At 70.3% G+C, this 20,641-nt stretch carries 23 protein-coding genes; 8 read left to right on the forward strand and 15 right to left on the reverse strand.

From position 1 onward, the window contains the following. Positions 1-6 precede the first annotated feature (6 nt). The 3 genes from ACIBHY_RS38635 (at position 7) to ACIBHY_RS38645 (ending at position 3,015) form a co-directional block, all read left to right on the forward strand. Positions 7-1,593 carry an acyl-CoA carboxylase subunit beta gene (locus ACIBHY_RS38635; protein ID WP_397252181.1) on the forward strand — a complete coding sequence of 529 codons (1,587 nt, stop codon included), beginning with the start codon at positions 7-9 and terminating at the stop codon, positions 1,591-1,593. Further along, positions 1,593-1,964 (forward strand): acyl-CoA carboxylase subunit epsilon, encoded by a 372-nt coding sequence (locus ACIBHY_RS38640; RefSeq protein ID WP_397309294.1) that lies wholly within the window; start codon positions 1,593-1,595, stop codon positions 1,962-1,964. Before ACIBHY_RS38635 ends, ACIBHY_RS38640 begins: the two co-directional genes overlap by 1 nt. 106 nt (positions 1,965-2,070) lie before the next feature. Then, positions 2,071-3,015 (forward strand): NYN domain-containing protein, encoded by a 945-nt coding sequence (locus ACIBHY_RS38645; RefSeq protein WP_184957816.1) that lies wholly within the window; start codon positions 2,071-2,073, stop codon positions 3,013-3,015. On the opposite strand, the gene ACIBHY_RS38650 is transcribed toward ACIBHY_RS38645, so the two are convergent. Beyond that, positions 2,989-3,966: a DUF5937 family protein gene (locus ACIBHY_RS38650; RefSeq protein ID WP_397252183.1), complete on the reverse strand. Its 978-nt coding sequence runs from the start codon at positions 3,964-3,966 to the stop codon at positions 2,989-2,991. The two genes, ACIBHY_RS38645 and ACIBHY_RS38650, sit on opposite strands and share 27 nt — an antisense overlap. Positions 3,967-4,027: 61 nt before the next feature. On the opposite strand from ACIBHY_RS38650, the gene ACIBHY_RS38655 reads away from it, so the two are divergent. Next, positions 4,028-5,242 (forward strand): MFS transporter, encoded by a 1,215-nt coding sequence (locus tag ACIBHY_RS38655; protein WP_397309295.1) that lies wholly within the window; start codon positions 4,028-4,030, stop codon positions 5,240-5,242. A gap of 1 nt (position 5,243) precedes the next feature. Here the strand turns inward: ACIBHY_RS38655 and ACIBHY_RS38660 are convergent, their stop codons facing one another. Together ACIBHY_RS38660 and ACIBHY_RS38665 are read right to left on the reverse strand one after the other, a co-directional pair. Then, the gene (locus tag ACIBHY_RS38660) at positions 5,244-6,140 is read right to left on the reverse strand and encodes a cation diffusion facilitator family transporter (protein ID WP_397252185.1); all 897 of its coding nucleotides are present in this window, start codon (positions 6,138-6,140) and stop codon (positions 5,244-5,246) included. Continuing rightward, complete coding sequence (locus ACIBHY_RS38665; protein ID WP_184957820.1) at positions 6,140-6,544, reverse strand: metalloregulator ArsR/SmtB family transcription factor; 405 nt, start codon at positions 6,542-6,544, stop codon at positions 6,140-6,142. The genes ACIBHY_RS38660 and ACIBHY_RS38665 overlap by 1 nt, the downstream gene beginning before the upstream one ends. 94 nt (positions 6,545-6,638) lie before the next feature. Between ACIBHY_RS38665 and ACIBHY_RS38670 the strand changes: the two genes are divergently transcribed. From ACIBHY_RS38670 to ACIBHY_RS38680, 3 genes are read left to right on the forward strand one after another with little or no spacing between them, the layout of a single operon-like run. Next, entirely contained in the window at positions 6,639-8,021 is a 1,383-nt protein-coding gene (locus ACIBHY_RS38670; protein ID WP_397252186.1) for a DNA-3-methyladenine glycosylase 2 family protein, read from the forward strand. Then, complete coding sequence (locus tag ACIBHY_RS38675; protein WP_397309296.1) at positions 8,018-8,518, forward strand: methylated-DNA--[protein]-cysteine S-methyltransferase; 501 nt, start codon at positions 8,018-8,020, stop codon at positions 8,516-8,518. The genes ACIBHY_RS38670 and ACIBHY_RS38675 overlap by 4 nt, the downstream gene beginning before the upstream one ends. Positions 8,519-8,561: 43 nt before the next feature. Continuing rightward, on the forward strand, positions 8,562-9,419 hold the full coding sequence (locus ACIBHY_RS38680; protein WP_397309297.1) for a hypothetical protein: 858 nt from the start codon (positions 8,562-8,564) through the stop codon (positions 9,417-9,419). Positions 9,420-9,469: 50 nt separating this feature from the next. On the opposite strand, the gene ACIBHY_RS38685 is transcribed toward ACIBHY_RS38680, so the two are convergent. Further along, positions 9,470-10,627, reverse strand: coding sequence for an MFS transporter (locus ACIBHY_RS38685; protein WP_397309298.1), 1,158 nt, complete (start codon positions 10,625-10,627; stop codon positions 9,470-9,472). 88 nt (positions 10,628-10,715) lie between these two features. Here ACIBHY_RS38685 and ACIBHY_RS38690 point away from each other — a divergent pair, with 88 nt between their 5' ends. Next, entirely contained in the window at positions 10,716-11,153 is a 438-nt protein-coding gene (locus ACIBHY_RS38690; protein ID WP_397252190.1) for a MarR family winged helix-turn-helix transcriptional regulator, read from the forward strand. Here ACIBHY_RS38690 and ACIBHY_RS38695 read toward each other — a convergent pair. The 11 genes from ACIBHY_RS38695 to ACIBHY_RS38745 form a co-directional block, all read right to left on the reverse strand. Continuing rightward, positions 11,150-12,067: a hypothetical protein gene (locus ACIBHY_RS38695; RefSeq protein WP_397252191.1), complete on the reverse strand. Its 918-nt coding sequence runs from the start codon at positions 12,065-12,067 to the stop codon at positions 11,150-11,152. The genes ACIBHY_RS38690 and ACIBHY_RS38695 overlap by 4 nt on opposite strands. Next, positions 12,064-12,642 carry a hypothetical protein gene (locus ACIBHY_RS38700; protein ID WP_397309299.1) on the reverse strand — a complete coding sequence of 193 codons (579 nt, stop codon included), beginning with the start codon at positions 12,640-12,642 and terminating at the stop codon, positions 12,064-12,066. The genes ACIBHY_RS38695 and ACIBHY_RS38700 overlap by 4 nt, the downstream gene beginning before the upstream one ends. Continuing rightward, positions 12,639-15,371: a BTAD domain-containing putative transcriptional regulator gene (locus ACIBHY_RS38705; protein ID WP_397309300.1), complete on the reverse strand. Its 2,733-nt coding sequence runs from the start codon at positions 15,369-15,371 to the stop codon at positions 12,639-12,641. Before ACIBHY_RS38705 ends, ACIBHY_RS38700 begins: the two co-directional genes overlap by 4 nt. A gap of 74 nt (positions 15,372-15,445) precedes the next feature. Next, the gene (locus ACIBHY_RS38710; protein WP_397252194.1) at positions 15,446-15,859 is read right to left on the reverse strand and encodes a pilus assembly protein TadG-related protein; all 414 of its coding nucleotides are present in this window, start codon (positions 15,857-15,859) and stop codon (positions 15,446-15,448) included. Beyond that, complete coding sequence (locus ACIBHY_RS38715; RefSeq protein ID WP_397252195.1) at positions 15,856-16,224, reverse strand: TadE family protein; 369 nt, start codon at positions 16,222-16,224, stop codon at positions 15,856-15,858. The genes ACIBHY_RS38710 and ACIBHY_RS38715 overlap by 4 nt, the downstream gene beginning before the upstream one ends. 10 nt (positions 16,225-16,234) lie before the next feature. After that, positions 16,235-16,660, reverse strand: a complete 426-nt coding sequence (locus ACIBHY_RS38720) for a TadE/TadG family type IV pilus assembly protein (protein ID WP_397252196.1) — start codon at positions 16,658-16,660, stop codon at positions 16,235-16,237. Next, positions 16,644-16,877, reverse strand: coding sequence for a hypothetical protein (locus tag ACIBHY_RS38725; RefSeq protein ID WP_379609969.1), 234 nt, complete (start codon positions 16,875-16,877; stop codon positions 16,644-16,646). The genes ACIBHY_RS38720 and ACIBHY_RS38725 overlap by 17 nt, the downstream gene beginning before the upstream one ends. Continuing rightward, complete coding sequence (locus tag ACIBHY_RS38730) at positions 16,877-17,797, reverse strand: type II secretion system protein (protein WP_397252197.1); 921 nt, start codon at positions 17,795-17,797, stop codon at positions 16,877-16,879. The genes ACIBHY_RS38725 and ACIBHY_RS38730 overlap by 1 nt, the downstream gene beginning before the upstream one ends. After that, a complete protein-coding gene (locus ACIBHY_RS38735; RefSeq protein WP_397252198.1) occupies positions 17,790-18,659 on the reverse strand; it encodes a type II secretion system F family protein in 870 nt (289 codons plus the stop codon). Before ACIBHY_RS38735 ends, ACIBHY_RS38730 begins: the two co-directional genes overlap by 8 nt. After that, complete coding sequence (locus tag ACIBHY_RS38740; RefSeq protein ID WP_397252200.1) at positions 18,659-19,927, reverse strand: CpaF family protein; 1,269 nt, start codon at positions 19,925-19,927, stop codon at positions 18,659-18,661. Before ACIBHY_RS38740 ends, ACIBHY_RS38735 begins: the two co-directional genes overlap by 1 nt. Next, on the reverse strand, positions 19,924-20,640 hold the full coding sequence (locus ACIBHY_RS38745; protein WP_397252201.1) for a hypothetical protein: 717 nt from the start codon (positions 20,638-20,640) through the stop codon (positions 19,924-19,926). The genes ACIBHY_RS38740 and ACIBHY_RS38745 overlap by 4 nt, the downstream gene beginning before the upstream one ends. Position 20,641 lies beyond the last annotated feature (1 nt).

A 20,641-nucleotide genomic window follows, 5' to 3' on the forward strand; every position in this document is an offset into this window, starting at 1 on the left:
CTGGGCATGAGTGCTGCTGAGGAATTGCCGGAACTGCCGGATATTCACACCACCGCCGGTAAGATCGCCGACCTTGAGCGCCGGCTGGACGAGGCCGCGCACGCGGGGTCCGCGGCGGCGGTGGAAAAGCAGCACGCCAGAGGCAAGATGACCGCGCGCGAGCGGGTTGTGGCGCTTTTGGATGAGGGTTCGTTCGTGGAGTTCGACGAGTTCGCGCGGCACCGCTCGACGATGTTCGGGCTGGAGGGCAAGCGGCCTTACTCCGATGGAGTGATCACCGGTTACGGCACGGTCGACGGCCGTCAGGTGTGCGTCTTCTCACAGGATGTGACGGTTTTCGGGGGCTCGCTGGGTGAGGTCTATGGCGAGAAGATCGTGAAAATTCTGGATATGGCGATCAAGACCGGCTGCCCGATCATCGGGATCAACGAGGGCGGCGGCGCGCGTATCCAGGAGGGCGTGGTCGCGCTCGGCCTCTACGCCGAGATCTTCAAGCGCAACGTGCACGCCTCGGGCGTGATCCCGCAGATCTCGCTGATCATGGGCGCGGCGGCGGGCGGGCACGTGTACTCCCCGGCGCTGACCGACTTCGTGGTCATGGTCGACCAGACCTCGCACATGTTCATCACCGGCCCGGACGTCATCAAGACGGTCACCGGCGAGGAGGTGACGTTCGAGGAGCTCGGCGGCGCCCACACGCACAACACCAGGTCCGGCGTGGCCCACTACCTGGCCACCGACGAGGACGACGCGCTGGAGTACGTGAAGGCGCTGCTGTCGTACCTGCCCTCCAACAACCTGGACGAGGCCCCCGTCTACGAGGCCGCCGCCGCCCTGGAGCCGGACCCGGAGCTCGACACGCTCATCCCCGACTCGGCCAACCAGCCCTATGACATGCACCTGGTCATCGAGCACGTGCTGGACGACGGTGAGTTTCTGGAGGTTCACGCGCAGTTCGCGCCCAATGTGGTGGTCGGCTACGGCAGGGTGGACGGCCATCCCGTCGGGGTCGTGGCCAACCAGCCGATGCATTTCGCGGGATGCCTCGATATCAACGCATCGGAGAAGGCCGCACGATTTATCCGAACATGCGATGCATTTAATATCCCAATCGTGACTTTTGTTGATGTCCCGGGATTCCTTCCGGGCACCGACCAGGAATGGAACGGCATCATCCGCCGCGGCGCCAAGCTCCTCTACGCGTACGCCGAGGCCACCGTCCCGCTCGTCACGATCATCACCCGCAAGGCGTACGGCGGGGCCTACGACGTCATGGGCTCCAAGCACCTCGGCGCCGACATCAACCTGGCGTGGCCCACCGCCCAGATCGCGGTCATGGGCGCCCAGGGCGCCGTCAACATCCTCTACCGCCGCGAACTGGCCGCCGCCGGCGACCCCGACGCCGAGCGCGCCCGGCTCGTCACCGAATACGAAGACACGCTGGCCAATCCGTATATCGCCGCTGAGCGGGGTTATGTCGACGCCGTAATCCGTCCATCGGACACCCGGCCGCAAGTGGTGAAGGCTCTGCGGGCCCTCCGTAACAAGCGTGCCTCGCTACCACCTAAGAAGCATGGGAACATCCCGTTGTGATGGATGCCCGCAGCGTAGCGAGGACATCCATCACAACGCACGAGCGAAGCGAGTCAAAGCAACACCGTGATGGATGCCCGCAGCGTAGCCAGGACATCCATCACAACACACGAGCGAAGCGAGTCAAACAGCACCGTGATGGATCCCGGCATAGCGAGCGAAAGAGCACTGTGACAGCACATCTGAAAGTCGTGCGGGGCGATGCGACGCCCGAGGAGATCGCCGCTCTGGTCACCGTCCTGACCACGCGGCAACCGGAACCCACGCATACGCCGGGCCGTAAGCCCGAAACTTGGCGAAACCCAGCCCGAGCCATGCGTAGGCGACTCGTGCCAGGGAAGTCGGCTTGGCGGTTGAGCGCCCTACCCTAGATGGATCCCTGGAATCGGGTGTCAACTTCCCCGAGAGTTGGGACTATCTAGAAAAGTAGGCGTATATAGTCAGCCGATCAACTAAGGCCGCGGCCTGGAGGACGACATGCCCATCCCAGACCTCACGCCGCATCCTGTGGCAGCGAAGTACGCCGTCCTGGTGGATGTCGGTTATCTGTATGCCGCCGCAGGTGAAGTGCTGCTTGGCGCGAAGGAACGCAAGGAATATCGGGTTGCGGCGGATGAGCTCATCCAGAGCCTCCAGAAACATGCAATGGAACGTATTTCCGGAGAACTGCTGCGGATCTATTGGTATGACGCCGCACGCGACCGAGTGCCCACCGTCGATCAGCGAGTGATCGCACAGTTGCCCTGGGTGAAGGTACGACTGGGCAACCTTAACGCGCGTGGCCAGCAGAAGGGCGTGGACGCTCAGATCAGGAGCGACCTTGAAGCGCTGGCCAGGCATCACGCGGTGACCGACACGATCCTGCTGGCGGGCGATGAGGACATGGTGCCCGCCGTCGAGGCCGCGCAGGCCTACGGCGTGCGGATACACCTGTGGGGCGTCGAACCCCCGTATGGCACCAACCAGGCCGAGCGCCTCGTGTGGGAGTCCGACACCGTTGAAGTGATTTCTGCAGATTTCCTGAGACCTTTTTTCAGCCGCGCACCACAACCCGTCCCGGTCACGCCGCCCGCCGCGGCGCCGTCGCCGGCCACCGTCTTCGCCGGTCGCCCCGCCACCCCGAAGCCGCAGGTCAAGCCCGGCCAGGTGGCCAAGCTCGGCCCGTCGCGGCCGCGCGTGGAGGACGTGGGCGAGCACGTGGCGCAGAAGTGGATCCTCACCCGCGGCCGCGACAACATCCGCGACCTGCTGCCGGGGCCGATCCTGCCGACGGTCATCGACACCGAACTGCTCATAGAGGCGGAGAAGGAGCTCGGGCACTCGCTGCGTCCCTACCCAGAGGCGCGGGTGTGGCTGCGTGACGGGTTCTGGGCCCGGGTCTATCGGGAGTTCGACCTAGGTGTGGGGGTCTCCAGCAAGTAGGGCCTCGGCGACGGCCGTACGGGCGTAGAGGACATAGCGCCCCGTGCGGTGGGCGCTGCACAGGCCCGCTCTGCGCAGCGCGGTGAGGTGCTGGCTGGCGCCCGGCTCCGACAGGCCGGTGCGGACGGCCAGCTCGCGCGTCGAGGCGGGCTGGTCGAGCGAGGCCAGCAGGCGGGCGCGGGTGCGGCCGAGCACGGCCGCCAGCGCCTGCGGCGGGTCGCTCTCGCGGTGCTCCCACAGCGTGGCGATGCCGCGCGGCGAGTAGCGCAGCGTCGGCTGGAACGGCGGCACGGTGATGGAGAAGATCCTCGGCCAGGTGAAGACCGACGGCACGAGCAGCAGGCCGCGCCCGTCGAGCGCGCGCGTGCCGTGGCAGAACCGGTGGTCCAGGCGCAGGCGCTCGCCCTGCCAGCGCACGTTCTCGTCGAGGCCGGTCAGCATGCCGCGTACGCCGTCCTGCGTCAGCGCCTTGGCGCGGTAGAGCACGTCGCCCTCGCACAGGCTGCGGATGCGCGGCCAGTAGGGGGCGATGGCTGCCGCCCAGTACGCCCGGATCTCGCCGGCCAGGCGGGCCAGACCGGCGGCGGGGTCGTCGTGGAGTGCCTGGATCCTGGGGGTTCGCGGGCCGCCGTGGCGCCAGGTGTCGAGCTGGTCGCGTACCTCGTGCTCGGCGGCGAGCAGTCCGGCCAGCTCCAGCTCCAGATCCGGTACCGCAGTCGCGGGCGGCGGGCTGATGAAGCAGACCAGGGAGATCGTCGGCACCGGGACGAGGTCGGACAGCAGTCTCCAGTCGACGTCGGCCAGGCGGCGGCGTACCCGCTCGGCCCAGGGGCGGTTGAGGCCGGTCGGCTCCTTGAGCACGCGGACGCTGGCCACGACCTCCCACAGCGGAGAGATCGCGAAGCGGGTGTTGGCCACGTCCTCGGCGGTGAAGGACAGATCGAGGGTCATTCGATTCGCTGCTCACTTAATCAATCGCGTCAACGGACGTTAGTTCACCATCGTGGGCGGCGTGAAGACAACCTCGTTGCTGCTTGAAGCCGGATTCCGGAACCTGTACCTCGGCTCGGCCGTGAGCGCTTTCGGGGCCCAGGTGGGATATGTCGCCCTGCCGCTGCTGGCCGTGACCACGCTGCACGCGGGCGCCGGTCAGGTGGGGCTGCTCAGCGCGCTGGCCACGATCTCGGTGCTGGTCGTCGGGCTGCCGGCCGGGGCGTGGATCGACCGGATGCGCAAGAAGCCCCTCATGATCGTGGCCGATCTCGTGCGGGCCGTCCTGCTGGCCTCCGTGCCGGTGGCCGCCTGGCTCGGCGGGCTGACGATGGAGCATCTGTACACCGTGGCCGCGCTGACCGGTGTGGGCACGCTCTTCTTCGACGTGGCCGCACAAAGCCTCGTGCCCAGGCTGGTCGGCAGGGAGCGGCTCACCGAGGCCAACTCATTGCTGGTCGGCACGAACGCGGCCATGGACATCTCCGGCCGCAGCTTCGCCGGAGTGCTCGTCGGCGCGGCGGGCGCCCCGGCGGCCGTGCTGCTGAACGCGGCCGGCTACCTCGGCTCCGCGTTGTTCCTGCGCGGGGTGCCCGGCATCGAGACCCCGCCCGCCCCCGGCCCGCGGCCCAGGCTGGCCACGCAGATCGGCGAGGGCGTGCGCTTCGTGCTCGGCCATGCCACCCTGCGGCCGATCGTGCTGCAGGGCGCGATGACGAACCTGGGCTTCCCGCTGTACTCGGTTCTGCTGCCGGTGCTCGTCGTCTCCCAGCTCGGCTACCCCGAATGGGTGCTCGGCCTGTACCTGGCCGTGGGCGGCGTCGGCACGCTGGCCGGTTCGGCCACCGCCCACCACGTCGGCGCCCGCCTCGGCCGCGGCCGCGCGGTGTGGATCGTCTCCTTGATCACGACGCCCGCGTCGCTGCTGGTCCCGCTGCTGAACGACGGCGCGTGGATCTGGGTCTCGGCCGCCGCCTGGTTCGCGCTCACCTACCGCACCGGGCTCAACAACGTGCTGCTGGTCAGCTTCCGCCAGCGCGTGACGCCGGATGAGATGCTCGGGCGCGTGAACGCCACCATGCGCCTCATCCTCATGGGCGCCGTCGGCATCGGCGGCCTGCTCGCGGGCCTGGTCGGCGAGCTGTGGGGCGTGCGCGCCGCGCTCTGGGCGGGCGCGCTGTTCATGTCCCTCAGCTGGGTGCCGATCTACTTCTCGCCGCTGCGCGCCGAGCGCTGAGTCACCAGCCGATCTCGTCGCAGCCCTTGTGGTTGGCGGGCTCCACCTGCAGCGTCGCGTGCGCGACCCCATGCCGGGCGCGCAGCACGTCACGAGCCTGATCCAGTACGGCGTGGCTGCGCGACTCCTCGGCGACCAGGTGCGCGGTCGCCACGTGCATGCCGGAGGTGAGCGTCCACAGGTGCAGGTCGTGGACGTCCTCGACACCTTCGATGGCCGCGAGATCGCCCGCGACCTCGTCGGCGCTCATGCCCTCCGGCACATGCTGGCCGAGTACGGCGAAGACCTGCTTGCCCAGCCCGACGGCCCGGATGGCGACGAACGCGCCGATGGCCAGCGCCACGAGCGTGTCCCAGACGGGGTTGCCGGTGGAGGAGACGAGCCAGCCGGCCACGATGACGCCGACCGAGCCGGCCGTGTCGGCCATGACCTCCAGGTAGGCGCCCTTGACGTTGAGGCTCTCCGAGGCGCCGCTGCGCAGCAGGAACAGCGCGACCAGGTTGATCAGGAGGCCGATGGCGCCGACGATCATCATCGGGCCGGTGGAGATCTCGGCCTGCTCGCCGATCCGGCCGATCGCCTCGGCCACCACGTACACGGCGACGCCGATCATCAGTGCGACGGCGAGAAGTGAGGCGAAGACCTCGGCGCGGTAGGAGCCGTAGCTGCGCCGGCCGGTGGTGTCCGGTCTGCTCGCGATCCGCGTGGCCACCAGGGCCGCGCCGAGCGTCACCACGTCCGCGGCCATGTGGCCGGCGTCGGACAGCAGCGACAGCGAGCCCGTGATCAGTCCGAAGATCAGCTCGACCACGAAGAACGAGCCGATCAACACGAAGGAGACGACCAGCCGCCAGCGGTGCTTGGCGCCCGCGTGGCCGTGTCCGTGTCCCGCTCCCATCAGTCGTTCCCTCCACGCTCGGGATGAATGGCCTGCGTGTGCCCGGTGTGGGCGATCGCCAGATCAAGCAGCATCCGCACGTGCGCGTCCTCCAATCGGTAGTAGGCCATCCGGCCGGCGCGGCGGACCGCGACGACCCGGTGCGCGCGCAGCAGCCGCAGGGCGTGGGAGACGGCAGATTCGCTCTGGCCCGTCACCGCGGCGAGGTCGCACACGCACAGTTCGCCATCCAGGAGGGCGAGCAGCAGCCGCAGCCGGTTGGGGTCGCCGAGGAGCCCGAACACCTCTGCCGTGTCGGCGAGGTCTTCCTGGCCCGGCATCCGCGAGCGCACGGACTCCACCCGCGGCGCGTCCACGACCCTTACCGTGCAGCCATCGATCTGCACCTCTGAATAGCTGTTCATATGAGAAGGCTAGCGGAAGTTGTCTTCTTTCTGTCAATGCATACGTCTGATTTCCGCCAGTCGCCAATCCTGTCCGGCACATACTGTCGATGACATGGCACCTGTAGAGCTCGACTTCGACTCCTGCTACCGGGCGGTCTCCGCACGGGACGCCCGGTTCGACGGGCGCTTCTACACCGCGGTGAAGACGACGCGCATCTACTGCCGGCCGATCTGCCCGGCGCGCACCCCCGCCTCGCGCAACGTGCGCTTCTACCGGCACGCCGCCTCCGCCGAGGCGGCCGGATTCCGCCCCTGCAAGCGCTGCCGGCCCGAACTCTCCCCCGGCGACCCCGGCTGGGACCTGCGCGGCGACCTCATCGGCCGTGCGCTGCGCCTCATCGACGACGGCGCGGCCGACGACACCGGGGTGGCCGGGCTGGCCAAGCGGCTGCACATCACCGAGCGCCACCTGCACCGGCTGTTCGTGACCGAGCTGGGCGTCGGGCCGCTGGCCGTGGCCAGGACCCGGCGGCTGCTGCTGGCCAAGCAGTTGCTGACCGAGACGGGGCTGCCGGTGACGGAGGTGGCGTTCGCCGCGGGGTTCGGCAGCGTGCGGCAGTTCAACGCGACCATGCGGGAGACCTACGGCTTCACGCCCAGCGAACTCCGGGCCACCGCGGGACCTTTGTCTGAGTCGTCCGCCGCGGGGTTGCGGCTGCGGTTGCACCGGCGGGAGCCGTACGACGTGGAGGGGATCTTCGCGTTTCTGGCCAGCCGGGCGATTCCCGGTCTGGAAAGCGTGGACGGGCTCTCCTACACCCGGCTGGTGGCGGGCGGGACGCTCACGCTGACACCGGGGCCGGGCGTGTTCCAGCTGGACGTCAAGCTGGACGACACCCGCCAGCTGGCCCGCGTCGTGGCCCGCTGCCGCCGGCTGCTCGACCTCGACGCCGACCCGGACGCGATCGCCTCGGCCTTGGGCGCCACCTCCCTGGAGCCCCTGGTCACGGCCCGTCCAGGACTGCGGGTCCCGGGCACGTTCGACGGCTTCGAGCTGGCGGTACGCGCGATCGTCGGCCAGCAGATCTCGGTGGCCGGAGCCCGCACGCTCCTGGGCCGGATCGTCACGCGGCACGGCCCGCTGTTCCCGAGCGCCGCCGTCCTGGCCGAGGCCGACCTGGATGGCCTGGGCTTCACCACCCGTCGCATCGCGACCATGAAAGACCTGGCGGAACGGGTCGCCGACGGCCGCATCGACCTCGACGGCGGCCAGGAACCCGGGCACGCGGTGGCCGAGCTGCTGAAGGTTCCCGGAATCGGCCCGTGGACCGCCGCGTACATCGGGCTGCGGGCGCTGCGCGACCCCGACGCCTGGCCCACGGGCGACCTCGTACTGAACAAGCGCATGGCCGCCCTGGGCATCCCCGCCGACCACATCGAGCGCTGGCGCCCGTGGCGCGCCTACGCCGCCCTACACCTGTGGAGCTCCAAATGATCGAAGCCCAAATCCTGCCGACTCCCGTCGGCCCGCTCGCGCTCCTCGCCCGCGAGGGTGTCCTGGTGGCGGCGGGCTTCACCGCCGACCCGGTGGAGATGTTCACCCGCCTGTCGCCCGACCTCCAGCCCGAAGGCCTGGACGTCGTGGACGACCTGGGCGACATCACCCGCCTGACCAAGGCCTACCTGGACGGCGACCTGGAGGCCATCGACACCCTGCCCGTCGCCCAGCCCGGCACCGCGAAGCGCCGGGCCCTGCACAAGGCACTGCGCGAGGTGAAGCCCGGCACCACCGTCACGTACGGCGAACTCGCCGAACGCGCCGGCCTCCCCCGCACCGCGGCCCGAGCCGCCGGCACCGCCTGCGCCCAGAACCTGATCGCCCCCTTCGTCCCGTGCCACCGGGTCCTTCCCGGCAGCGGGGGCTATGGCGGGTATTACTACGGCACGGCGGTGAAGGAGTGGCTGCTGGCGCATGAGTCGGCAAAGATCTGAAACACTCCGTCATCTGACACCAACAGTCCGTAATATTTACTCCATGCCGGCATTGGCTCACGAGTCCCTCGTGGACCTGTTCAGAAACCACCCCCTGCTCGCATCCACATTGGTGGGCGAACACGGCGTGGACATCCCCTCCCACGATCAGGTCAGCTTGGAGTCGGGCGACTTTCCCGACATCAGGCCAACCGAGTATCGCGCCGACGCCGTCATGGTGCTCCGGCGCAGGAAAGAGGCACAACTCGCCGTTATCGTCGAGGTCCAGCTCAAGCACGACCCGCGCAAGGAGTGGTCATGGCCGGTCTACATGACGACCCTGCGCGCCCGGCTGAAATGCCCGGTCGTCCTCTTGGTCGCCTGCCCCTGCCCCAACGCCACCAAGCGGTACAGCGCGCCCATCCCCCTGGGGCATCCGGGCATGACCCTGCTCCCGCTCATGGTCGGGCCAGGGTCGGTTCCCGTGATGTCCGACGTCAAGGAGGCGATCGAGCGGCCGGAGCTCGCGACGCTGTCGGCCATCATGCACAGCAAGACCGCAGACGCCGCTGTATCGTTCGACACGTTCCGGCAGATGCTCGCATTCCTGCCCGTCGAGCAGCAGCCCGTCTACTGCGACGCAGTGCTCGGAGGACTAACCTATGAAGTAGCCATCGCGTTCTGGAGGGAACTCATGTCCGTGGCGACCCAGAAGTTCAAGAGCCCGATCATGCAGAAGTTCCAAGCCGAGTGCATAGCCAAGGGTGAGGCGGAGTCCATCGTCAAGTTCCTGCGCGGCCGTGGCGTCGAGGTCACGGAAGACGCCGAGCACCGCATCCTGAGCTGCGATGACACTGAGCAGCTCGACTCCTGGCTGACCGGTGCCATCACCGTCAGCCACGTGGACGAGCTTTTCGACTGAGCACGTAGCAGAGCAGGAGGGTCCCGGTTCTGGGCCCTCCTGCTCTGTATTCAGGCGGTGGCCAGGGTGTGGCGGCGGGCCTGGACGCCTGCCAGACCGGCCACTCCCAGGCCCACCAAACCCAGGAGGGCGGCGGTCCAGGCGGGTGAGGTGTAGCCGAGGCCCGCGTCGATGGTGAGGCCGGCCGCGAAGGAGCCGATGGCGTTGCCCACGTTGAAGGCGCCGATGTTGGCCGCCGAGGCCAGGGTCGGGGCGCCGGCGGCGGCGTCCAGGACTCTGGTCTGGAGGGGCGGGACGGTGGCGAAGGCCGCCACCCCGAACAACGTGATGGCCGCCACGAAGGCGATCTGGTTGCCGGCCAGCCAGGCGACCACCACGGCGAGCAGTGTCAGCGCGGCGACGGAGCCGTAGATGGCGGGCATCAGTGCCCGGTCGGCCAGTTTGCCGCCGATGATGTTGCCCACGACCAGTCCGACGCCGAACAGGGCCATGACGACGGGGACGGCGCCGGGTGAGAAGCCGCCGACGCCGGTCATCATCGGGGCGATGAAGGTGATCACCGCGAAGACCGGGGCGAAGCCGAAGACCGTCATGGCCAGGGCCAGCCATACGCCGCCCTTCTTGAACGTGGCCAGTTCCGCGCGCAGGCTCACCGGCCGGCGGTCCTGGCGCGGGACCAGGGCCAGGACTCCCGCCAGGCCGATGACGCCGATCACGACGACGACCCAGAACGTGGAGCGCCAGCCGTACGCCTGCCCGATCCAGGTGCCGAGCGGGACCCCGAGCACGTTCGCGAGCGTCAGGCCGGTGAACATCAGCGCGATCGCGCTGGCCCGCTTCTGCGGCGCGACGAGGTCGGCGGCGACGACGGAGCCGACGCCGAAGTACGCGCCGTGCGAGAACGCGGCCAGGAGGCGGCCTGCCATCAGGACGCCGTAGTCGGGCGCCAGGGCCGACAGCAGGTTGCCGGCGATGAACAACAGCATCAACGCGAGCAGCATGGTCTTGCGTGACCACCGGCTGCCGAGCATGGTCAGCGGCGGCCCTCCGACGGCGACGCCCAGGGCGTATCCGGAGACGAGCAGGCCGGCGGCGGGGATGGTGACCCCGAAGTCGTGGGCCATCTCGGGGAGCAGGCCGTTGATGATGAACTCGGTGGTTCCGATGCCGAAGGCGCTGATCGCGAGCGCGAACAAGGCGAGAGGCATAGAATATCCCTTAGGTGACGTTAGTGAGCGTATGCATTAGTTGCACACGCCGACTATATGAGCACACAACGAGCTGAGGGGTCAAACCATGGCCATCGCCGACGACGCCGTGGAAGCTCGCGCCCAGGGCTGGCGCACGCTCGCCGCGCTGCACGCCCGCATCGAGGAGCGCCTGGAGAAGTCGCTGCAGAAGGGGCACGGGCTGAGCGTGAGCGAGTACACCGTGCTGGACGTGCTCGACCGGCAGGACGGCTGGCACATGCGCATGCAGCAACTGGCCAGGGCGGTCGTCCTGAGCCAGAGCGCCACCACCCGGCTGGTCACCAGGCTGGAGAACCGCGACCTGCTGCGCAGGTACCTGTGCGAGGACGACCGGCGCGGCATCTACTCCGAGGTGACGCCCGCCGGCCGCGCGCTCCTCGCCGAGGCGAGTCCCACGCACGACGCCGTGCTGAAGGAGGTGCTCGACGAGGCCGCGCGGCTACCCGAGCTCGCCCCGCTCGTCAGCGTGATCGCCGACCGCTAGGGCCGGACCGTGCTCTGGACCTCCCCCACGGGAACGTCGCGCCGCGCCTGGACCTGGACGGGCGCGTACTGGAACGGCACCACGTCGTCCACGACCTCCACCGGCCACACCGTGGTGACCGTGAGCACGTACACCTTGCGCGCCTGGTCGACGGAGGCCTGCAGGTAACGCACGCCGCAGGTGAACTCCCCACCCTTCACGTACGGCCGGCCGCTCGTCCCGCACTGCTCGCGCACCTCGGCCCGCCGCTTGTCGGTGCCGGGGTCGATCTTGATGTCCTCCAGCGTCGCCCGCACCGTCGCCGACATGACGCCGGGGATCGAAGCCGTCACCGACCGGCTCGTCTCGCCCACGCCGTCCAGCCACACCCAGGTGGGCAGGTTGACGTAGCTCTTGGCGTCGGGGTTCAGCTTGACGTCCGGCTCCGGCACGGTCAGCGCGGCACGGGCGATCTCGGCCAGCTCGGCCAGCGTGATGCCCGACGGCGGGGTCGTACCCGGCGGAACCCAGACGAACTCATCCAGGCCGCCCCAGCACGCGCGGCCCCGCGAATCGGCCTCGTTGTAGGCGGGCGTCCACCAGCGGCCCGGCTGGCCGATCTTGTCCTTGAACTGCTTGAGGAACTTCTCGAACTGCTCCTCGGTCCCGTTCGGGTTCATGCGGAACCAGTACGCCCGCACGTCCTCCTGGGTCTTCAGCATCTCGTCGGCGCCGGGTCCCGGCTCGTACCAGCAGGGGCGTTTGAGCTGGTAGCCGTCGCTCTTGCCGCCCTTCACCCCGTTGCCGGTGATCACGATCTTGGAGTTCTCCAGCCGGACACCGGCGGTGCGGCCGTCCTGGAAGCCTTCGCCACGCGTGCCGCCGGGGTCGAGCAGCAGGACTCCCGCGGCCAGTACCGAGAGCAGGCGGTTCATCGGTCACACCCTTCGCTGCTGTGGCGGAAGTCCTTGACCCGCCAAACGCCGTCGTCGCCGCGGTGCGTGATCGCGGCCTGCAGGTAGGTCTCGCGCGTCCACGAGGGCTGGCGCGTGAAGGCCCGGCCGGTGCTCTTGGAGATCAGCCGCAGGCCGGTCTCGTCGACACACGCGTTGATCTGCGCGCCCTCGCCCATCCGCGCGCTCACGGCCAGCGCGTAGAGCTTCGCGGTGCCGGTCACCGAACTCCTGCCGAAGCCCTTCACCCAGTCGTAGGACTCCTTCGCGGCCGGCCCCTCGACCTGCTCCAGATAGGTGTCGTCGCCGCTGACCACCGCCCGCCACGAGTCCACGTAGTAGTCGGTGAACGTCTTCAGCAAAGGGTCGGCGGCCGCGGGCCACTCGACCTGGACCGTGAGCTTCTCGCCGACCTCGATCGTCTCCGTGGTCGGCGACGGTACGGCGGAAGCCGCCGACCCGACGGGAGCGGGAGCGACCCTGGGCGTGTAGACCTTCTCCGGCTGCGCCGCGCACCCGGCGACCAGCAGGCACGACACGATCAGCACGCGCCTCATGCCGACGACTCCCTCACGATGTGGATCCGCCAGGACGGCAGCAGTTCGTCGATGAGCGCCTCGGTCTCCGGCGCCATTCCGCCGCCGTACGGGTGCGAGGACGACCTCCTGGTCAGCCCGTCGACGACGGCGCGCAGCCGTACCTGGTCGCCGGTGGCGTGGGTGGCGCGCAGCAGGTCGCGCCAGAGGCCCTCGTCGTCGGCGGCCAGCAGCAGCCCGGCCCGCGCGGCCGCGACGGCGGCGTCGGGCTCGCCGTGCGCCAGGCGGATCTCGCACAGCCGGTGGGCGGCGTCGGCGACCCCGGCCGCGACGTCGTACTCCAGCTCGTCGGCGGCCAGCCACGCGTATCTGCCGGGCGGGCGTCCGCTCAGCAACGGGCCTCTGACCAGCCCGAGGGCCTTGTCGAGTATGACGGCCCGCGCCGTGGCATCCCCGTGCGAGCGCCTGACCAGCTCGCGGAAGAGCACCCAGTCGGTACGCACGCCCGGTCCGAGCCGCAATCTCCCGGCGTCATCGGTGAACAGGTGTTCCTCGCCCAGCCAGTCGGCCACGCGGGCGATGGTCGCGTCCCTGACCATGGCCTGCACGCCACGGGGCCACAGCACGCCGCCGAGCACCACCGGATGCACGCCGCCGGGATGGGTGGCCAGGTAGATCAGCAGCTCGACGGCGATCGCCATCCGCCCGGCCTCCAGCGGTTCCGGGCCGATGACCTCGATCGGGCCGAGCAGCCTGATCTCGACGGCGGGGGGCTGCATCTCGTCCAGCGGCTCCGGGTCGGGCACGGCCTCGCCGTCGAGCTGCTCCGCCGTACGGAAGAGATCGATCAGGGCCTTGTAGTGACGCCGCGGCAGGAGCTGCGCGGCGACCTCGAAGCCGAGTTCGGCGATGCGGGCGCGGCCGTCGTCGGTGATCTCCAGCGTCCAGGTGGCGTGCGGCGACTCGCCGGGCACGACGTATCCGGCGGTGTCCTTGCGGGCCAGCAGCGCCAGGCGGCGCGCCTCCTCCTGGGTGGGCGCGACCGCCGACAGCAGGAAGTGGGCGTCGCGCGGGCTGCCGTTGACGCGCCCGGTGAGCACCTGCTCGCGCGGCGCGGCCGTGGCCTCCAGCTCGGGCAGCACCTCGGCGAGGCTGCCGACCGCCTTGATCCGGTCGGGGGCGATCGCGGTCAGCTCCTCGCCGAACCCGATCAGCGTGACGCGCATCCGGTCGGACCAGCGGTTGGTGGCCAGCTCCACGGCGAGCGCGCCGAGCGCCGCGGTCGTCTGCGCGCCGCGGATGTTGATCAGGCCCTGCGCCGCCTCCAGGTCGATCAGGACCCGTCCCGACTCGTCCGTGCCGAGCGAGACCAGCCCGGGGTACGGCGCGCCGCCCTGCTGGGCCGGTCCCTGGTCGGTCAGCAGGCGGCCCTCGTGCGCGTACAGCCGCCACACCTGGCCGCCGTCCTGGACCGTCCAGGGCGCGGGCGGGTCGTTGTCCGGCGGGTGGATCCACAGGTCGAGGTGGCGCGCGGACAGATGTGCGGCGTAAACGGTGGGCGGCGTGCGGTCCTGGGCCGCCAGCTCCGCCCCGAGCAGGCGCAGGCCGACGTCGAGAATGCGGGTGCCCGGCGCGTCCGCGCCGAACCTCAGCGCCACCTCGGCCTTGGCGGCGTCGTCACGCGGTCGCACCACGCGATGGCCGAACGCGCGCCGCCACAGTTGTTCGCGCCTGCGCCTGCCCAGCACCACCAGCAGGCCCGCCGCCGCGAGCGACGCCCCCGCCAGGTAGTCCACCAGATCCAGCCCTTGGCTCATCTCCTCCTCGGGCATGGGCTGTTGCGGCGTTTCGCCTACTATTTCCGGCTTTTTCGTGATCTCGGGCTGGCTGGTCGTCTCCTTCTTGACCAGCGGCGCCTGCTCCTGCGTGGCCGACTTCTCCGCCTTGCCGGACACCCTGCCGACCGGCTCCGCGCGTCCCGGATGCTCGCGCAGCGTCTCCACCCGGCCCTGCCCGGCGGGCACGACGTGCACGTTGCGCGCGTCGTCCGGCATGTCCAGCACCCAGCCGGGCCGGATCAGGTCGGCCATCCGCAGCCGGGTGCCGTCGGGCTGCTCCTTGTGCTGGTTGAGCCGGTAGATCTCCGGATATCGCCGCCCGTCGCCCAGGCACTTCTCGGCGATCTCCCACAGGCTCTCGTGGTGGCGGCCGTGCGGCGGCTGCACCACGTACACCTTCTTGGCCTTCTTCGTCGTCTCCGCCTCGACGATCGGGGCCGCGAGCGCGACCGTCGCGATCGGGTGCGAGGCCGGCGGCGGTGCGCCCAGCCGGGCGATCGGCACCACGGCGGCGGAGGCGGTGAACAAGAGCAGCACCGCCGAGACCAGCTTGTTGGCCAGCACCTGAGTGCCGCCGGACAGGGGTACGCGGGCGGGCATCCCGACCCGTCGTACGCCCGCGTAGACCTCCACCACCACGCAGACCAGCAGTTGGAACCAGGCCAGCCACACCAGCAGGACCAGCAGCGCGACGATCGTGCTCGGCCCGACACGGCTGGTCAGCAGGTCGAGGTCGAGCAGTTCCGCGGTGATCGGCGGGCCCGCCAGCACGAGCAGCGCGTACGGCACGCCGCCCACGAGCGCGACCAGCACCACGAGCGCCCCGAGCCCGGCGAGCACGTCACCCGCGGTCCGCCTGGTCGGGATGCGCACGGGCGCCCGCCTGGGCCGCACCGGCTCTCGCGTCGGCATCGCCACTCCCTTCTCGCTCCAGCGTTGTCATGAACGGCCCGCCCGGGCCAGCGAGTGGCCGGTTTCGGTCTGGATCATCTGGCGTCCGGCGCCGCGGTGGCCTCGCCCTCCATCTCCGATCCGGTGAAGCCGAGCGCGCCGAGGAAGAAGGCGTCCCAGCGGACGGTCACGGTGACGCGTACCTCGGCGCCGCCGGAGACCGCGCAGTCGCCGCGCGCGACCTCGTCGGCGTCGTGCGCGGAGACCACCTCGTCGGCCCGCCCGCACACCTCGCTCTCGCCCAGCAGCCTGGCCTGCCCGGTGGCGCGCAGGTGCTCGACGTCGACCTGGTCGGCGGCGGCGCGCGCCGCCTGCTCGGCGATGTCGGTGGCGCGCAGCTTGGCGTTGATCGCGGCGCCGCCGTCCACGAGCAGCCCGGCCAGCAGGAACACCACGACCGAGAAGAGCACGGTGAACACCGACATCGAGCCCCGCTCGCCGCCGCTCATTCGACCCTCCTGAACTGCTCCAGCGGCACCACCGAGGTCCCGGTGAGCCGCTTGGTCGCGCCGAATCCGAGGAAGCCCAGGTCCAGCTCGCAACTGACCTCGGCGTGCACCTGGCCGCCCTCGGTCCACTCCGACCCGGACAGCGACACCTCGTGCGACTGGCACCTGCCCCTGAGCGCGTGCCCGGCCGACGACTTCGCGGCGGTCTCGGCCGTGTCCATGGTCCGCTGCACCGACGCGGCGCGGGCGGAGTCCCTGGCCGCGCCGTTCACCTCGCCCTGGGCCTCCACCAGCCGTCCGGCACCGACCAGGAACATGAGGAACAGCAGGAACACCGGCGCGAGCATGACCGTCTCGACCGCCATCGACCCCTGGTCACCTCTCATCGCAGTCCAGCCCGCCGTCGTCGGGACGGAAGCACTCGACCGGGCCGCCCGAGGTCGCGCTGACGGTGAACGCCAGTTCGGGCAGCAGCGGAATCACCTGGACGGCGGTGCCGGTCACGGTCACCCAGCGCTCGTCGGGCTCCCTGGTCGAGGTGGTGGCGTCGGCGCCGGTCAGCAGGCGCGGGCCGATCGCGCCGACCACGGCCTTGGCCTTGGCCTTGGCCGGTTCCTCCCAGGCTCCGCTCACGGGCGCCGACCTGGCGACCCGCGCGCCCTCCCTGGCCGCGGCCTCGGCCACCTGCCTGCCGTGGAACCAGAGCGCGACCTGCACGATGAGCAGGGCGACGGCCAGGATGACCGGCATGAGGAAGGCCAGCTCCACGACCGTGGCGCCGCGGTCATTCCTTGCCGCCACCGCCGCCGCCATTGCCGAAGCTGTTCTGGATCTCGCTCTGCTTCTGCTCGACCAGAGTTTTGATCAACGTCGCCAGGCCCAGCGCGACTCCCGCGATGATCGCGGTAATGATCACCCATTCGACGGCCGAGGCGCCGCGCGAGGGTGCGGTGCGCGCGCGATGGACACGCACTCCCAGGTAGGCGACCAGGTAGACGACCCAAGGATGGTTCAGCATCACGACCCCAACATCTTCATAGCGGCGGGAAAACTGAGAAAGATCACAAAGCCCGCGCAGAGCAGCAGCTGGGCGACGAGCATCGACTGCGAGCGCTCGCCCGCCCGCCCCTCGATCTCGGCCAGCTCACGTCGGCGCAGGGTGGCGGCGCGGGCGGTGAGCGAGGCGCGCACCTTCGCGCCGTCGTCGGCCACCAGGCCCAGCGCGGCGGACAGGTCGCGCAGCTCGTCGACGTTGATCTCCTCGCCGAGCTGGCCGAGCGCCTGCCACGGGGTGATGCCGACGATCCGCGCGCCGCTCAGCGCGTCGCGGATGCGGGACATCGCCCAGTTGGGCTGCTCGCCGCTGACCGACACGGCCATGACCAGCGCTTCGGGTACGCCCCGTCCGCCGGCCAGGTTCATCGACACGAGGTCGAGGAAGGCGCCGACGACATGGCGGAAGTCACGCCGCCGGGCCGCCGCGTCCCGCCGTATCTGCAGGTCGGGCAGGAAGAAGAAGACCACGGCCACCACGACGGCCGCCCAGAACGGCATCGCCGGCGAGGTGCCCCACTCCATGAGCACCAGCCAGCCGAGCAGCACGGGGAAGGCGAGCAGCCCGGCCGCCGCGAGCAGCACCTTGGTGGCCAGGAACCCCTCGAACGAGCGCCCGACCAGCGCCAGGTCCGCCCTGATCGAGCGCGCCTCCCAGCCCCGCGACAGCAGGAGGCGAGCCAGGCGCACGCCGAGCCCGCGGCGGAACGCGCTGACCTCCTCGTCGGGAAGGACGAGCTGCAGCCGGGGCGCGCCCGCGTCCTCGCGGACCGCGTCCAGCGCCAGCAACCGCGCCACCAGCCCCGGCCTGGCCGGGAACAGCGCCCGCAGCAGCAGGAAGGCTCCCAGCCCGAACGCGCCGCCCGCCAGCACACCCTCAACCATGCTTCACCGCCTGCGGTACGTCCGCGGCGACCTGCGGGGCCAGCAGCCGCGTCGGCTTGTCGAACCTCGCCAGGCGCCGCATCCACGCGAACCCGGCGCCGAACAACCCCGCCACCACGAGCAGCACGGCCTGCCCCAGCCACGAGCTGTACTCGCTGACGTAGGAGGGGTTGAACACCACCAGCAGCCCGGCGAAGACCAGCGCGGTGATCACCACGATCTGCACGCTGCGCCGGGTGGAGCGGCGTTCGGCCTCGACCCGTCGGCGCATGTCGAGTTCCTCGCGCGCCGAGACGGCCAGCGCCCCCAGCACGTCGCGCAGACCCGGCCCGCGCAGCCGCGAGTTGAGTATCAGCGCCGCCACCACCAGGTCGGCCGAGGGGTCGTCCAGCTCGTCGGCGAACAGCCGCAGCGCGTCGGGCAGCGCCATCCGGGAGTGCATCCGGTCGACCAGCGCGCGCAGGTGCGGCCTGAGCATCGGCGCGGCGGCCCTGATCGAGGCCGGGATGGCCTGTTCGAGCCCGGCGGCGCCGGCGATCGTGTCGCGCAGCGACTCGGTCCAGGCGGCCAGTCCTTCGAGGCGGCGCATCGCCCCGCGTTCCTCCGAGGCGCCCCCTGACAGCCCGCGCCACGCGAACACCAGCAGCACCGCCCCCACCGCGACCACCGGCCAGCCGGTGACCACCATGATCAACGCCGCGCTGACGCCGGCGATGGCGGTGCGGGTGGTCAGCATCCTGATGACCTCGCGCTTGGGCCTGCCGGGGTGGGGACGCATGCCGTACAGGGAAAGAAAGAGCAGGAACAGGCCGCCGCCGGTGGCGGCGCCCGCGAGCATCGTGAAGGGGTCGAGGTTGATCATCACCAGTTCCCCAGATCGGCCTGCACGGGAGCATGGGGTACGGCGTGGCCGTCGGGACCGGGCGCGAAGATCTCGCTCGACAGCACGCGGCCGTCGCAGCCGTTGACCTCGCGCACGCTGGAGACGAAACGGCGCAGGCTGCCGCCCTGGTCGTAGTCGTTGTGCTTCTCGATGAAGACGACGAAGTCGATGGCGCCGGCGATGAGCATGTGCGTGGCGTCGATGGGCAGGCGCTCGTTGGCCTGGAGGGCGTAGGTGGCGATGCGGTTGAAGACCTCCATGCTGGAGTTGGCGTGGATGGTCGACAGGGAGCCGTCGTTGCCCTGGGTCATCGCGTTGAGCATGGTGACGATCTCGTCGCCGAGGACCTCGCCGACGATGACGCGGCTGGGGTTCATGCGCAGGCTTCTGCGGACGAGCTCGGCCATGGTGATCTCGCCCTGGCCCTCGGAGTTGGGCAGGCGCTGCTCGAAGGCGACCACGTTCGGATGGAGCTCGGGGAACTGGTCGAGTCCCAGCTCCAGGGCGCGTTCGACGGTGATGAGACGCTCGCCGGAGGGGATCTCGTTGGCCAGGGCACGCAGGAGCGTGGTCTTTCCCGCGTTGGTGGATCCGGCGATCATGATGTTCTGGCGCGTGGCGACCGCCGCCTGGAGGAACCTGGCGATGTCCGGGGTCAGCGTGCCGTTGCCGACCAGGTCGGACAGGAACACCTTGCCCAGGCGGCTGCGGCGGATCGAGACGGCCGGCCGTACCGTGACGTCCATGACGGCGCTCAGCCGGGAACCGTCGGGCAGGCGCAGGTCGAGCTGGGGGTTGGCGGTGTCGAACGGGCGGCTCGACAGGCCCGAGTAGGCGGCCAGGATCTGGATGAGCTCGACGAGTTCGTCGTCGGAGTCGGCGACCGGCTCGTGCAGCGACTCGCGGCCGTCGGCGTAGGAGACGAAGACCTTGTCGTGGCCGTTGATGTCGATGTTCTCGACCTCGGTGTCGTCGAGGAGCGGCTGCAGGCGGCCGACGCCGAACAACGCCGCGTGGATGCCCGCGGCCAGCCCCTCCTCCTCCTCGATCGTCGGCGGGGTGCGGCCCATGCCGATCTCGCCGCGCGCGTGCTCCTCCAGGACCTGCGAGATGAGCGCCCTGGCGAACTGGCGCTCGTCCTCGCCGGTCATCGCGGGCAGGCCGTTGGCCTGGTCGATGCGGCGCTGGTGGGCCAGGCGGTCGCCCACTTCCTGGCGGAAGCGCTTGACCAGGGAGTGGTCGATCACTGGTGGTTCACCAGCCTTCCCGCCAGGTCGCGTGCCGTACGGATCAGGAGAGATCGGTCGAGGCGGCCGCCCCATTCGCCGCGTAGCAGTTCGGCGCCCTTGGGGTCGTCGGCCAGGCCGTGGACGAACGTGACGTTCGGGCCGACGACGCGGCGTACCTCCTCGATGGAGGCGCGGTAGCGGCGCGGGTTGGCGATCACCACGACGCCGTGGGCCTTGGTGATGGACAGGCGCTCGCGCAGGTGCGCGACGTGGTCGAGGCTGGGCCTGGTCAGCAGGACGGTCACCGCGGCCTCGTGGATGAGGTCGTTGACCTGTGGATAAGTTCCGAGGCGGCCGCAGTCGGCGATGACGTCGGCGTTGGGCATGCCCGCCAGCGAACGTCCCAGGGGTCCCCACAGCCACGTCAGGCCCGCCGCCTGCTCACCGTGCGTGAGCCCGGCCAGCACGTCGAGCCCGCCGACGATCTTCTGGGTGTGCTCGTGGATCTGGGCGGGTTCGATTCCCCTGCGGGCGACGGCGCCCAGGCTGAGCAGCCCCTTTCCCGGGTTGAGCACGCCGCCGTCGGCGGCCGGCAGCCGGTAGGCCAGATCACCTCCCGCGGGATCGCACTCGGCGAGCAGCACCGGCCGCGGCCACACGGCGGCCAGGGCCGTCGCGGCGGTGGTGACGCCCGGCGCGCCCTTGTCGGCGGCCAGCACGATCAGCGCCACG

Origin of the sequence: Nonomuraea sp. NPDC050547 (assembly GCF_044457345.1) — a bacterium.
Lineage (GTDB): Bacteria > Actinomycetota > Actinomycetes > Streptosporangiales > Streptosporangiaceae > Nonomuraea.